Raw genomic sequence first — 13,064 nt, forward strand, 5'->3', positions numbered from 1 at the left:
GTTAATTCCGAATTCGAGTAAAGCGAATTATTTTGGCTAAGGCGGATTGACCGCGATGTGGGGTGTTTTGCCCGTCGGGCAGCGCTAGGGATGGTGGACAAGTGCGCAATGTGCAGGGAGAGCTAGCGAGGCGTAACCCGCCGCCTTCGCGTTGGGACGGGCCGGCGGATTACGCTTCGCTCATCCGCCCTACGATCTCGGCCCGGCACAACGTGCGCGCAATATCGTCCATCCGCTCGAACACAATGTCGGGCGCGTGCGCCCGCAGCGCGGCCGGCGCCGCGTAGCCCCAACACACTGCGCCGCAGGCGATACCTACCGCACGAGCGGCCTCGATATCGCGCACCTCGTCGCCGATCGCAATCGCCCGCGCAGGGGCCACATTTGCGCGGGCGATGACCCGACGGAATTTCGCGGGCTTGCCGAACAGCGACGCTGCGCAGTCGAAATGCGAGAACAGGGCGGCGGTCGCACCCAGCTTCGCCCGCGCATTGGCTTCGCTGTCAGACGTCACCAGCGCCAGCTGCACGTCGTTCTCAGCCAGCGTCCGCAGCATCGTCTCGACGCCGGCAAACAGCGAAATCTCCGCCGCTGCCTCGCCCTTCAACCGCCGGGCATGCCGCGCGATCGCCGGCAGCTTCCACAAGGGTACCTCGAGCCCGGAGAGGATTTCGCGCGTCGAGGCATGCCGCAGCCCCTCGACGTCCTCATCCGCGACGCGGCGAAAGCCGAAGCGATCGGCGACATCGTTGATGGTGCGCAGGAACCACGGGAAGCTGTCGACCAGCGTGCCGTCGAGATCGAAGATGGCGAGGGCGTAGGGCATGGGCGGGGAAGTGCGCGCATCGGGCCTGCTGGCGATCCGCTGACAGATGCTTTTGGAGATGCTATATTGATCTCAGAGGTGACAGATGTCGGAGCTACTGGCAAGGATTACGGTCGATCCGCAGCGTATGCATGGACGCCCTTGCATTCGCGATCTGCGCATCACGGTTGCCGACGTCCTGGGGCTGCTGTCAGCGGGACAGTCGCGGGAGAGCATCCTCGAAGATTATCCCTATCTGGAAGAGTCCGACATTGACGCGGTGCTCGCCTATGCTGCGCGTCAGGTCGATCACCCGATCATAGCGGCCAAATAGCTTGCCTTATCTGATCGACGCTCAGCTTCCTCCTGCCCTCGCGGAAGCCATGCGTCGCGCCGGATACGAGGCGATCCATGTCGCCGAGGTCGGGATGGCAAACGCGATCGACGGGATGATCTGGAACGAGGCCATTTCCCGGTCGGCCATTCTCGTCACGAAGGATCGCGACTTCTCGCTTCTCCGCGCCGCAAAGCGGCAGGGACCGGTCGTGCTTTGGGTGCGTATTGGCAACATCGACAATCGCGCCCTGATCCGCCAGTTCCTCGGCGCCATGCCGCAAATTGTCGAAGCGGTAGCGCGTGGCGAGGCGGTCGTCGAATTTGCCGCCAGCTAGACTAGTCATAGCCCAGTCGGCGACCGGGCTGATTTGGCACATCCTCGTTCACATCGATATAGATCTTATCGACACAGCGTTGCACGGTGCGATGATAGTTCCCGCCGCGCCATTCCCCCTCGCGGATCTCCACATCGCTAACCTGTGCCACGGTAAGGCAGCGCCATTCGCCACCGGCTGGCAGCTTGCTCCTGCTTAATCCGCCAAATTGAAAGACCAACGCCCGTTCTTGTCCGTTAGTATGTCCGAGAATGTGGGGGCATACTTCACGACGAACACCGTTGTAGTTTAATGAAACGGGCACGCGCCTCAATATCGCCTGTGCGAGCATTTCGTAAGCAGCACTATGGCTGGACCTGACGATTTCGAAGGCTCTGTCGCGTGTACGCCCATACCGATAGACGGAGAAGTCTTCGCCGAAACTCGCCGCTCGCGTAATCCCAAGCCGTTCCATCACAGCGAAGCTCGTTCGGTCTACTAACGAGAAGTCCTGATCCCGAAATGAAGCTCCTATCCCCCAGGCCACCTCGAGGTCAGCACTGGTAACCGGCTCGATGCGCACGACGCTGTTGCGAACACGATCCCAAAATGTTTCAGCCACGTTCCGGTTGAATCGGCTTCTAAGTAATAGCCATGTCTCGGCGAGCACTTGATCGGTCATCACCGGATCAGGAAAACTTTGGAGGATTGCTTTGGCTACGGAATTATTTCGGTCTCGCTTTGCGACCGCTGCAAACCAGACCGACGTGTCAACAAAGACACTCAACGGCGGCGCGATTTGAGCTTGAGTTTCATTTTTTTGCGCCCGCGTTGCGAGGGATGCACATCCAGTATCGCTTCCGCAATCATTTCGTCTTTCTGATCTGCGATCTCGGTTTCTGGCCCTTCTTCGGCGAGATCGAAAACAGTGGAAATGTCGAGCTTTCTGTCCGCTTCGCCCAAGTCGTCGACCACGAGCCGCCTCACATATTCGGCGAACGATATCTTCTTCTCGGCGGCTTTGGCTTGTGCCCGCCGCCGAGTTTCTGGATCGAGCGTGACTTGCGTTCTGTCGCTCATGGGCTGCTCCGAGCCGACCCCAGCGCCATCATGCCATCATACCCCGGCTTTAGCAATATCAGCCGAGGCAGGTCTCAGACCTTAACCGAATCTACTCCGCCGCCTCGCTCGTGCTCCGCCGCTTCGGCTTCCGCGCCTTCTTCAGCACCGGCTCCAGGAATTTGCCCGTGTAGCTCCGCGGCGCTTTCGCGATGTCTTCCGGCGGGCCCCAGGCGACGATCTCGCCGCCGCCGTCGCCGCCTTCGGGGCCGAGGTCGATGACCCAGTCGGCGGTCTTGATGACTTCGAGATTGTGCTCGATGACGACGACGGTGTTGCCCTGCGCGACCAGCTCGTGCAGCACCTCCAAGAGCTTCTTGACGTCGTGGAAGTGCAAGCCGGTGGTCGGCTCGTCCAGGATGTAGAGCGTGCGGCCGGTGGCGCGCTTGGACAATTCCTTGGCGAGCTTGACGCGCTGGGCTTCGCCGCCGGACAGCGTGGTCGCCTGCTGGCCGACATGGATGTAGTCGAGGCCGACGCGGTGCAGGGTCTGGAAGGTCTCGCGCACGCGCGGCACCGCCTTGAAGAACTCGGCGGCCTCCTCGACGGTCATGTCGAGCACGTCGGCGATGGACTTGCCCTTGAACAGGACTTCGAGCGTCTCGCGGTTGTAGCGCTTGCCCTTGCAGACGTCGCAGGTGACGTAGACGTCGGGCAAAAAGTGCATCTCGATCTTGATGACGCCGTCGCCCTGGCAGGCCTCGCAGCGGCCGCCCTTGACGTTGAAGGAGAAGCGGCCGGGCTCGTAGCCGCGCGCCTTGGCCTCGGGCAGGCCGGCGAACCATTCGCGGATCGGCGTGAAGGCGCCGGTATAGGTTGCAGGATTCGAGCGCGGGGTGCGGCCGATCGGCGACTGGTCGATGTCGATGATCTTGTCGATGTGCTCGAGGCCTTCGATGCGGTCGTGCGGGGCGGCGCCTTCGCTGGCGTTGTTCAGCTTGCGGGCGATGGCGCGATAGAGCGTGTCGATCAGCAGCGTCGACTTGCCGCCGCCGGAGACGCCGGTGACGCAGGTGAACAGGCCGAGCGGAATCTCGGCGGTGACATTCTTGAGGTTATTGCCGCGCGCGTTCACCACCTTGATGGTGCGGCGATGGTTCGGCGGGCGCCGCTCCGGTACCTCGACCTCGAGCTCGCCGGTGAGATATTTGCCGGTCAGCGATTTCGGGTTGCGCATGATCTCGGCCGGGGTGCCCTCGGCGACGATGTGGCCGCCATGCATGCCGGCGCCGGGGCCGATGTCGAGCACGTAGTCGGCGAGGCGAATCGCGTCCTCGTCATGCTCGACCACGACCACGGTGTTGCCGAGGTCGCGAAGTCGCTTGAGCGTGTCGAGCAGGCGCGCGTTGTCGCGCTGGTGCAGGCCGATCGAAGGCTCGTCCAGCACGTAGAGCACACCAGTCAGGCCCGAGCCGATCTGCGACGCCAGGCGGATGCGCTGGCTCTCGCCGCCGGACAACGTACCGGAGGAGCGGGAGAGGGTGAGATAGTTGAGGCCGACATCGAGCAGGAAGGTCAGGCGCTCGCGGATCTCCTTCAGGATGCGTCCGGCAATCTCGTTCTGCTGTGCGTTCAGCGCCTCAGGCACGGTCTCGAACCAGGCGCCGGCGCCTTTCACCGATAGCTCCGAGATCTCGCCGATATGCTTGCCGCCGATCTTGACGCAAAGCGCCTCGGGCTTGAGGCGGAAGCCGTTGCAGGCGCCGCAGGGCACGTCGTGGAAATACTTTGCGAGTTCCTCGCGCGCCCACTCGCTCTCGGTCTCGCGATAGCGGCGGTTGATGTTGGTGATGACTCCCTCGAACGGCTTTTTGGTATCGTAGGAGCGCACCCCGTCCTCATAGGAGAACTTGATCTCGTCCTCGCCGGAGCCGTAGAGGATCGCGTCTCGCGTCTTCTTCGCGAGGTCCTTCCACTTGGTGTCCAGCGTGAACTTGTAGTGCTTGCCGAGCGCGGTCAGCGTCTGCACGTAATAGGGCGAGGACGACTTGGCCCAGGGCGCGATCGCGCCCTTGCGCAAGGTCATCTCCTTGTCGGGGATGACGAGATCCTCGTCGACATGCTGCTCGACGCCGAGGCCGCCGCAGGCGGGACACGCGCCGTAGGGGTTGTTGAACGAGAACAGGCGCGGCTCGATCTCGGGAATGGTGAAGCCGGAGACCGGGCAGGCGAATTTTTCCGAGAACAGGATGCGCTCGGGGCCGCTCTTGTCGTGGATCTTTGCGGTCTTCTTTTTCTCTTCAGCGGGCGCCGCGGCCGCGGCCGCGGGCGCGTCAGCGAACTCGACCACGGCCAGGCCTTCGGCGAGCTTCAGCGCGGTCTCGAAGCTCTCGGCGAGGCGCTGGCCGATGTCGGCGCGCACCACGATGCGGTCGACGACGACGTCGATGTCGTGCGGGAATTTCTTGTCGAGAACAGGCGCTTCCGCCAGCTCGTGGAAGGTGCCGTCGATCTTGACGCGCTGAAAGCCCTTCTTGAGCCATTCGGCGAGCTCCTTGCGGTACTCGCCCTTGCGGCCGCGCACGACCGGGGCGAGCAAATAGAGGCGGGTGCCTTCGGGCAGCGCCAGCACGCGGTCGACCATCTGCGACACGGTCTGGCTCTCGATCGGCAGGCCGGTGGCCGGCGAATAGGGCACGCCGACGCGGGCCCAGAGCAGGCGCATGTAGTCGTAAATTTCAGTGACGGTGCCGACGGTGGAGCGCGGATTCTTGGACGTCGTCTTCTGCTCGATCGAGATCGCCGGCGACAGGCCGTCGATCTGGTCGACGTCAGGCTTCTGCATCATCTCCAGGAACTGGCGGGCATAGGCCGACAGCGATTCAACGTAGCGGCGCTGGCCCTCGGCGTAGATGGTGTCAAAAGCGAGCGAGGATTTGCCGGAGCCGGAGAGGCCGGTGAACACCACCAGCTTGTCGCGGGGAATCTCGACGTCGATGTTCTTGAGGTTGTGCTCGCGCGCGCCACGGATCGTAATTGCGCGCAGGCTTGAGCCCGCGTTCTGCTGTTGGCGCTTCGCCTTGATCACTTCATCCATCCGAGTTGCCCTCAAGGAATCCCATGGGCGCGCGACCGCGCCAACGCTGGAGGCACGCTTCGCCGGAACCGGGATCGGCACCGATGGGTATGGCAGCGAACGTAGGAAGAACGAGAACGGATTTCCAGTGGGACTTGCGAATCGTCAACGGATTGTTGGCGCGCTGGCGGCATCTGGCAGGAGCGGCGGCATCCGGAACAGCCGAAGGGCCGGCGCGAGGCCGGCCCTTCGTTCGCGGTTGAGTGCAGACTTGGGGTGCAGACTTGGGGGAATCCGCACGTGAGCAGGACCTGGGGAGTCCTTGGGGATTCGTAGCCGGGGCTCAGTATTTGACGACGACCGGGCCGCCCCAGCGATAGTTGACGCGGATCAGGCCGATATCGACGTCCTGCCCGATCCGTTCGGTGCGCACGGGCGGGACGAGGATCGCGCTGGCGAGGTCGCCGCCGTGATGTCCAAGGAACAGATGGTCGTACTCGCCGCCGACCGACCAATTCTCCGCAAAGGCGTATTCCACGCCAAAGCCGGCGCTATAGCCCCAGCGGGTCTGGTTCAACGTGTTGGATACGACGCCAACGCTCGGAATGAACTCGTCGTATCTGTCGTGCGCGACGGCTGCGCCCGCCTTGCCGTAGAACAGCAGGCTGTTCACGGTGTAGCCGAGCTGGCCGGTGAACAGACCAAAGCTGTTGATCGTGGTCCGGTTGTTGAGCGGCGCCAGCGCGAAGCTGACATTGCTGCCTTTGAAGTCGGCCCAGTTGCCCTGGGCTTCGACGCCGAGCACCCAGTGCGCCTTCTGCCAGCGATAGCCGAGCTGGGCACCTGCTGTGCCGCCGCTTGCATTGTGGCAGCCTTCGCCAACGCCCGGGTCGATGGGAACGCCGGCGACGGCGACGACACTCCAGCAGGCATGCGCAAGGCCACCGCCGCCATTGATGCCGACATAGACGCCCGTCCAGTCGAAGGCGAGCACGGGCGCCACCACCGGCGCCTTGCCGTAAAGCGGAAGATCGGCAGCACCTGCCGGCGCGACCGCACCGAGTGCAAACAAGCTGACCGCGGCCAGCGCGCAAGTCTTCAGCGCGCAAGTCTTCAGCGCCGATGCCTTCATTTCACGTCCCCAACTCAACGAGCCATTCTGCCTGAGGCGATCTGCACCCCATGACTCCCAGACGATTCGGTCCGCTGCCGCACGAAAACAAAAAGGCCGGCGCGAGGCCGGCCTTTCGTGACGATGACGTCGGTCGTGAAGATCAGTACTGCAGCTCAGTACTTGGCGACGACCGGGCCGCCGAAGTGATAGTTCACGCCGACCTGCACGGTGTGGAAGCTGATCGTGCCGGACGCCAGGGGAGCACCGAGGCTGGAGAAGTAGTTCTCGCTGCCGAAGCTGCGATAGAGGTACTCGCCCTTGACCGACCACTGCGGAGCGAAGAACGCTTCGACGCCCGCGCCGACGGTCCAGCCGGAGTGCCACTTGCTATCGGAAACGGTCACGCCCAGCGCGCTGAGGCTGAGCTTGTTGTCCATCCAGGCATAGCCACCGGTGCCGTAGAACAGCACCTGGTTGACCGCGTAGCCGATGCGGCCGCGCACGGTACCCATCGCGTCCGCCTTCGAGCTGAAGGTCGTGGACACAATGCCGAAGCCCGGCACGGCGACGGGACCGGTGGCCGAAGCGCTGACGTCAGCCCAGGCGCCGTCGGCCTCCAGGCCGAACACGACGTTGCCGGTCTGCCAGTTGTAGCCGGCGGTGCCGCCGACGAAGCCGCCCTTCATCTTCGGGTCGCCCGAGGCGTTTTCCCAGGCACCGCCACCGACGATACCGAGGTAGAAGCCGGTCCAGTTGTAGACCGCGACAGGAGCCACCGGAGCCTTGGTGTAGGGGCGCGCCGCGAGATCGGCGGCCGAAGCCGGGGCGGCGAGAGCGAACAAACAGGCCGAAGCCAACAAAACCTTTTTCATTTTCAAGTAGTCCCAGTCCCAGTTTCTCATGTTGCCTTCCGCGAGCAGAAGGGCATCGGACGCCGTGGTCCAACTGACGTCGTGCTTACACCACTAAAGCTGCAAGTTGTGTCTCTCAAAAGCCACAACAGCCGCAAAACGTAATGATTGCTGACAGATTGTCGCACCGCCAAGCAGGCACCGCCCAGCAGAAAGGCCGGCGCGAGGCCGGCCTTTCAAATCGAGATTGGAACCAAAGATCAGTACTTTGCGATCACCGGGCCGCCCCAGCGATAGTTCACGCGAATCAGCCCGATATCGACATCCTGGCCAATCCGGTCGGTGCGCGTGGCGGCACCGCCTGGGAAACCCAGGAAGTTGCCGGAGGCGGTCATCGTGACGTTGCGATTGCCGAGGAAGAGATGATCATACTCGAAGCCGACCGACCAGTTGGGTGCGAAGCCGAACTCGATGCCAGCGCCCACCGTGCCGCCCCAACGAGTCTCGTTGGCGCTGTCGAATAGCAGACCGGTCGGGACGTCGAAACTGCGGTAGCGATCGCCGACCACAGCGGCGCCGCCCTTGACGTACAAGAGCACGTTGTTCCAGGCGTAACCGACTTGGCCGGTGATCAGACCGAAGGCGTCGATCCTGGACTGATTGCGGATACCCGTGGCGAACAGGACAGTGCTGACGTTGTCGCCCCTGAAGTCGGCCCAGTTGCCTTGGCCTTCCAAGCCGAACACCCAATTGGCCGATTGCCAGCGATAGCCGATCTGGCCGCCGACCGTGCCGCCTGTGGCGTTGTGGCAGCCTTCGCGCACCAGTGCGCCGGTGCCTGGCGAGACGAAGTCCCAGCACTTGTGAGCCGAGCCGCCACCACCATTGATGCCAATGTAGAAGCCGCTCCAGTCGTAAATCGCAGCAACGGCTGGCGCCGGAGCCTTGGTGTAGGGACGCGCTGCGAGATCCGCCGCGCTTGCCGGAGCCGACAGGCCCAAGGTCACTGCACCGATTACACCGCACAAAATTTTCTTCATTGTAGTCTCCCCAGTTTCACCGCTTCTGGGTCCCCGAAGCGGAAGATCAGGCGCGACGCCCAAATGAATCAATTCCGAGGCGAGCCTAGCCCGAAGCGCGGGCAGAGTCCGTCTCCGAAATGCCACACTCGCGAACTGCTTGAACTCGGTCCAACTTGATGAATGTTAAGAGTTTTTTGTCGTTGGCGGGAACCCGAAAAGGTTCCATCCACAGCGTGCCATTTTTCAGCGATCTGTGGCCCAGCAATCGTTTGCCTTGTACAGGAACAAATCTGGAACAAGGCCGGCGTCGATGCTATATGTGGGGATAACCCGAGGGGTGACGGGCTGATCAGCCCGCCCGAGCGTATAGGGTCGGCCAATAGGGCGGCATCGCGGCGCGAGGGCCGGCCCTTTGAAATTCAGTGGCATCTGGAGTGGAGAGCGGCGATGGCGGGAAGCGTCAACAAGGTCATTCTGGTTGGAAATCTCGGCAAGGATCCGGAAATCCGCCGCACCCAGGACGGGCGGCCGATCGCGAATTTGAGCATCGCCACCTCGGAGACCTGGCGCGACAAGAACAGCGGCGAGCGCAAGGAAAAGACCGAGTGGCACCGCGTCGTGATCTTCAATGAAGGGCTGTGCAAGGTCGCCGAGCAGTACCTGAAGAAGGGCGCCAAGGTTTACATCGAGGGTGCACTCCAGACCCGCAAATGGACCGACCAGAGCGGCGTCGAGAAGTACTCCACAGAGGTCGTGCTCCAGGGCTTCAACTCGACCCTGACGATGCTCGACGGCCGCGGCGGCGGGGGAGGCGGCAGCTTCGGCGACGAGCCGGGCGGCGATTTCGGCTCCTCGGGTCCCGCCAGTGGCGCGCCGCGCCGTCCCGTTGCCGCGACCGGCGGTGGCCGCAACAGCGACATGGATGACGATATCCCGTTCTGACGCTTACGGGGGCGTCTCTCCTCGAACGGTACGTGCTCGCGCAAAGCGGCAGGATTTCTTACCAATTGGTTGGTGGAGCTCGGCTTTTCCGGGCCTGCTTCAGGTGCTGCCTCAAGCCTTTGACGGGCGATGATGTGAATGGTATTAACTTCATGTTAATCCTATTTACATGGCTCTCCCGCCGGTCGGAGGACGCACCGCATGAGTCTTGCGCCGCTGCTTGAGGCCGCTCCAGCGATCCCGCTGCACGCCTTTGCCGCGATGGCGGCCTTCGTGCTCGGCCTCGTTCAATTCGCCGCCCCCAAGGGCACGCTGCCGCACCGGACGCTCGGCTGGATCTGGGTTCTCCTGATGATCGCGGTGGCCGCCTCGTCATTCTGGATCCACGGCATCCGCGTCGTCGGACCGTTCGGCCCGATCCATCTGCTGTCGATCTTCACCCTCGTCGTGCTGCCGCTCGCGGTGTGGCGGGCGCACACCCATCGCATCGCCGATCACCGGCGGATGATGATCTTCATATTTGCCGGTGCGCTGGTGGTGGCGGGACTGTTCACACTTGTGCCCGGGCGGATCATGCACCGGGTGATTTTCGGGGCGTGACGGGCCGTTTGCAAGGGCCGATTTCGAACCTGCTTCAGGCCGTGGTGCGGAGAGCGTAAGTCTCTGGAAAAACAGTCGGAAAAACCGCTTCCCGCACCCTTGCAAGGGTGGTTATCAGGGCCTCGATGCGCTATATGATTCCCAGATAAACCCTCACCGGATTTCCCCTTGGCTGACGACGACAACAAGCCCGGCGACCAGCCGGCGCAACCCTCGGACATTCGCCCCGTCTCGATCTACGAGGAGATGAAGAAGTCCTATCTCGATTACGCCATGAGCGTGATCGTGTCGCGCGCGCTGCCCGATGCACGCGACGGGTTGAAGCCGGTGCATCGCCGCATCCTGTTCTCGATGAACGAGGAAGGCTACACGCCCGACAAGAAGCACAAGAAGTCGGCCGGCATCGTCGGCGACGTCATGGGCCAGTACCATCCGCATGGCGACCAGGCGATCTACGACGCGCTGGTGCGCATGGCGCAGCCGTTCTCGATGCGGGAACTGTTGGTGGACGGGCAGGGCAATTTCGGCTCGGTCGACGGCGATCCGCCGGCGGCGATGCGCTACACCGAGTCGCGCCTGACCAAGATCGCGCTCAAGCTGCTCGACGATATCGACAACGAGACGGTCGACTTCCAGGACAATTACGACGGCTCGACCAAGGAGCCGGTGGTTCTGCCGGCGCGGTTCCCGAACCTGCTGGTCAACGGCGCCGGCGGCATCGCCGTGGGTATGGCCACCAACATTCCGCCGCACAATCTCGGCGAGGTCATCGATGCCTGCCTGGCGCTGGTCGACAATCCGTCGCTGACCATCGACGAACTCAACAACATCATTCCGGGTCCGGATTTTCCGACCGGCGGCATCATCCTCGGGCGCCAGGGCATCCGCAGCGCCTATCATCTCGGCCGCGGCTCGATCGTGATGCGCGGCAAGGTCGAGTTCGAGACCATTCGCAAGGAGCGCGAGGCGATCGTCATCACCGAGATCCCGTATCAGGTGAACAAGGCGACGATGGTCGAGCGTATCGCAGAGCTCTATAAGGAAAAGAAAATCGAGGGCATCTCCGATTTGCGCGACGAGTCCGACCGCGACGGCTATCGCGTCGTCGTCGAGCTCAAGCGCGATGCCGTGCCCGACGTGGTGCTGAACCAGCTCTACAAGTTCACGCCGCTGCAGACTTCTTTCGGCGTCAACGCCGTCGCGCTCGACAGCGGCCGGCCGCAGACGATGAACCTGAAGGACATGCTGACGATCTTCGTCGGCTTCCGCGAGCAGGTCGTCACCCGCCGCACCAAATACAAGCTGCGCAAGGCGCGCGAGCGCGCGCATGAGCAGGTCGGACTTGCGATTGCGGTCGCGAATATCGACGAGATCATCAAGGTGATCCGGACATCGCCGACGCCGGCCGCCGCGCGCGACACCCTGATGACGCGCGACTGGCCGGCCCGCGACGTCGAGGACATCATCACGCTGATCGACGATCCCCGTCACCGGATCAACGAGGATGGCACCATCCGCCTGTCGCTGGATCAGGCGAAGGCCATCCTGGAACTGCGCCTGGCACGCCTCACCGCACTCGGCCGCGACGAAATCGGCGAAGAGCTGGCAAAGCTCGCCGGCGAGATCGGCGAGTATCTCGCAATCCTGCACTCGCGCGCCCGCATCCTCGACATCATCAAGACCGAGCTCGCCGAAGTGAAGGCCGAATTCGCCACCCCGCGCCGCACCGTGATCATGGAGCAGGAGGGCGAGGTCGAGGACGAGGACCTGATCCAGCGCGAGGACATGGTCGTCACCGTCTCGCACGCCGGCTATGTCAAGCGCGTGCCGCTGTCGGCCTACCGGGCGCAGCGCCGCGGCGGCAAGGGCCGCGCCGGCATGCAGACCCGCGACGAGGACTTCGTCAGCCGGCTCTTTGTCGCATCGACTCATACTCCGGTGCTGTTCTTCTCCTCGCGCGGCCAGGTCTACAAGGAAAAGGTCTGGCGGCTGCCGATGGCTGCGCCGAATGCGCGCGGCAAGGCGCTGATCAATATCCTGCCGCTGGAGCAGGGCGAGCGCATCACCACCATCATGCCGCTGCCCGAGGATGAGTCCACCTGGGGTCAGCTCGACGTGATGTTCGCAACGACCGGCGGCAACGTCCGGCGCAACAAGCTGTCCGACTTCGTCGACGTCCGCCGCTCCGGCATCATCGCCATGAAGCTCGACGAGGGCGAAGCGATCGTCGACGTCCAGATCTGCACTGAGCGCGACGACGTGCTGCTGACCGCCGCGGGCGGCCAGTGCATCCGCTTCCCGGTCCCCGACGTGCGCGTGTTCACCGGGCGCACCTCGATGGGCGTGCGCGGCATTGCGCTCAGTGAGGGCGACAAGGTGATCTCGCTGGCGATTCTGCGCCACGTCGAGACCACGTCCGACGAGCGCTCGGCCTATTTGAAGATGCGCCGCGCGGTCGCCGGCGAAGCCACGGCAGAAGAGGCGCCCGTGGACACCGAGGCCGAGGAGACCTCCGGCAGCTTCCAGCTCGCCCAGGAGCGCTATGTCGAGATGTCGGCGCAGGAGCAGGTGGTGCTGACCGTCTCCGTCAACGGCTACGGCAAGCGGACCTCGTCCTACGAGTACCGCACCACCGGGCGTGGCGGCAAAGGCATCGTCGCCATGAGCGTCAACAACCGCAACGGCAACCTGGTCGCGTCCTTCCCCGTGGAGGATGCTGATCAAATCATGCTGGTCACCGACAAGGGCCAGCTGATCCGCTGCCCGGTCGAAGGCATCCGCATCGCCGGCCGCTCGACCCAAGGCGTGATCGTGTTCGACACCGCCGAGGACGAGCACGTGGTGTCGGTCGAGCACATCACGGAAGAGGCGGAGAGCGGGAACGGGGCGAATGGCGAATAGGGAGTAGCGTTGGCTATTCCATTCGCCCCTGGCCATTCGCGACG

General features: G+C 63.4%; 12 protein-coding genes. 5 read left to right on the top strand and 7 right to left on the bottom strand.

Annotation, left to right across the window (positions count from 1 at the left end):
* Positions 1–169 precede the first annotated feature (169 nt).
* On the bottom strand, positions 170–826 hold the full coding sequence (locus tag JJB99_RS19040) for an HAD-IA family hydrolase (protein ID WP_200493879.1): 657 nt from the start codon (positions 824–826) through the stop codon (positions 170–172).
* 85 nt (positions 827–911) lie between these two features.
* Here JJB99_RS19040 and JJB99_RS19045 point away from each other — a divergent pair, with 85 nt between their 5' ends.
* Complete coding sequence (locus JJB99_RS19045; RefSeq protein ID WP_200493880.1) at positions 912–1,139, top strand: DUF433 domain-containing protein; 228 nt, start codon at positions 912–914, stop codon at positions 1,137–1,139.
* Between the two features lies 1 nt (position 1,140).
* Positions 1,141–1,476, top strand: a complete 336-nt coding sequence (locus JJB99_RS19050; protein WP_200493881.1) for a DUF5615 family PIN-like protein — start codon at positions 1,141–1,143, stop codon at positions 1,474–1,476.
* A 1-nt stretch (position 1,477) separates the two neighbouring features.
* Here the strand turns inward: JJB99_RS19050 and JJB99_RS19055 are convergent, their stop codons facing one another.
* The 6 genes from JJB99_RS19055 to JJB99_RS19080 form a co-directional block, all read right to left on the bottom strand.
* Positions 1,478–2,242, bottom strand: a complete 765-nt coding sequence (locus JJB99_RS19055) for a type II toxin-antitoxin system VapC family toxin (RefSeq protein WP_200493882.1) — start codon at positions 2,240–2,242, stop codon at positions 1,478–1,480.
* A complete protein-coding gene (locus tag JJB99_RS19060) occupies positions 2,239–2,535 on the bottom strand; it encodes a hypothetical protein (RefSeq protein ID WP_200493883.1) in 297 nt (98 codons plus the stop codon). Before JJB99_RS19060 ends, JJB99_RS19055 begins: the two co-directional genes overlap by 4 nt.
* Before the next feature lie 91 nt (positions 2,536–2,626).
* Positions 2,627–5,611 (bottom strand): excinuclease ABC subunit UvrA, encoded by a 2,985-nt coding sequence (uvrA, locus tag JJB99_RS19065; RefSeq protein WP_200493884.1) that lies wholly within the window; start codon positions 5,609–5,611, stop codon positions 2,627–2,629.
* Positions 5,612–5,933: 322 nt separating this feature from the next.
* On the bottom strand, positions 5,934–6,722 hold the full coding sequence (locus JJB99_RS19070) for an outer membrane protein (protein ID WP_200493885.1): 789 nt from the start codon (positions 6,720–6,722) through the stop codon (positions 5,934–5,936).
* 155 nt (positions 6,723–6,877) lie between these two features.
* Positions 6,878–7,576: an outer membrane protein gene (locus JJB99_RS19075; RefSeq protein WP_200493886.1), complete on the bottom strand. Its 699-nt coding sequence runs from the start codon at positions 7,574–7,576 to the stop codon at positions 6,878–6,880.
* 239 nt (positions 7,577–7,815) lie between these two features.
* Positions 7,816–8,595 (bottom strand): outer membrane protein, encoded by a 780-nt coding sequence (locus JJB99_RS19080; RefSeq protein ID WP_200493887.1) that lies wholly within the window; start codon positions 8,593–8,595, stop codon positions 7,816–7,818.
* A 429-nt stretch (positions 8,596–9,024) separates the two neighbouring features.
* Here JJB99_RS19080 and JJB99_RS19085 point away from each other — a divergent pair, with 429 nt between their 5' ends.
* The 3 genes from JJB99_RS19085 to gyrA all read left to right on the top strand — a co-directional run bounded on the left by JJB99_RS19085 (position 9,025) and on the right by gyrA (position 13,020).
* Positions 9,025–9,519, top strand: a complete 495-nt coding sequence (locus JJB99_RS19085) for a single-stranded DNA-binding protein (protein ID WP_200493888.1) — start codon at positions 9,025–9,027, stop codon at positions 9,517–9,519.
* Positions 9,520–9,720: 201 nt separating this feature from the next.
* Positions 9,721–10,119 carry a DUF2306 domain-containing protein gene (locus JJB99_RS19090; protein ID WP_200493889.1) on the top strand — a complete coding sequence of 133 codons (399 nt, stop codon included), beginning with the start codon at positions 9,721–9,723 and terminating at the stop codon, positions 10,117–10,119.
* Between the two features lie 168 nt (positions 10,120–10,287).
* Entirely contained in the window at positions 10,288–13,020 is a 2,733-nt protein-coding gene (gene gyrA / locus JJB99_RS19095) for a DNA gyrase subunit A (protein WP_200493890.1), read from the top strand.
* Positions 13,021–13,064 lie beyond the last annotated feature (44 nt).

This window comes from Bradyrhizobium diazoefficiens (assembly GCF_016616235.1).
Taxonomy (GTDB): domain Bacteria; phylum Pseudomonadota; class Alphaproteobacteria; order Rhizobiales; family Xanthobacteraceae; genus Bradyrhizobium; species Bradyrhizobium diazoefficiens_H.

Bases quoted from the DNA above. Each gene is read 5' to 3' on its own strand.
- JJB99_RS19070 (WP_200493885.1), bottom strand. From the start codon at position 6,722: ATGAAGGCATCGGCGCTGAAGACTTGCGCGCTGAAGACTTGCGCGCTG.
- JJB99_RS19090 (WP_200493889.1), top strand. From the start codon at position 9,721: ATGAGTCTTGCGCCGCTGCTTGAGGCCGCTCCAGCGATCCCGCTGCAC.
- JJB99_RS19040 (WP_200493879.1), bottom strand. From the start codon at position 826: ATGCCCTACGCCCTCGCCATCTTCGATCTCGACGGCACGCTGGTCGAC.
- uvrA (WP_200493884.1), bottom strand. From the start codon at position 5,611: ATGGATGAAGTGATCAAGGCGAAGCGCCAACAGCAGAACGCGGGCTCA.
- JJB99_RS19080 (WP_200493887.1), bottom strand. From the start codon at position 8,595: ATGAAGAAAATTTTGTGCGGTGTAATCGGTGCAGTGACCTTGGGCCTG.
- JJB99_RS19075 (WP_200493886.1), bottom strand. From the start codon at position 7,576: ATGAAAAAGGTTTTGTTGGCTTCGGCCTGTTTGTTCGCTCTCGCCGCC.
- JJB99_RS19085 (WP_200493888.1), top strand. From the start codon at position 9,025: ATGGCGGGAAGCGTCAACAAGGTCATTCTGGTTGGAAATCTCGGCAAG.
- JJB99_RS19045 (WP_200493880.1), top strand. From the start codon at position 912: ATGTCGGAGCTACTGGCAAGGATTACGGTCGATCCGCAGCGTATGCAT.
- JJB99_RS19060 (WP_200493883.1), bottom strand. From the start codon at position 2,535: ATGAGCGACAGAACGCAAGTCACGCTCGATCCAGAAACTCGGCGGCGG.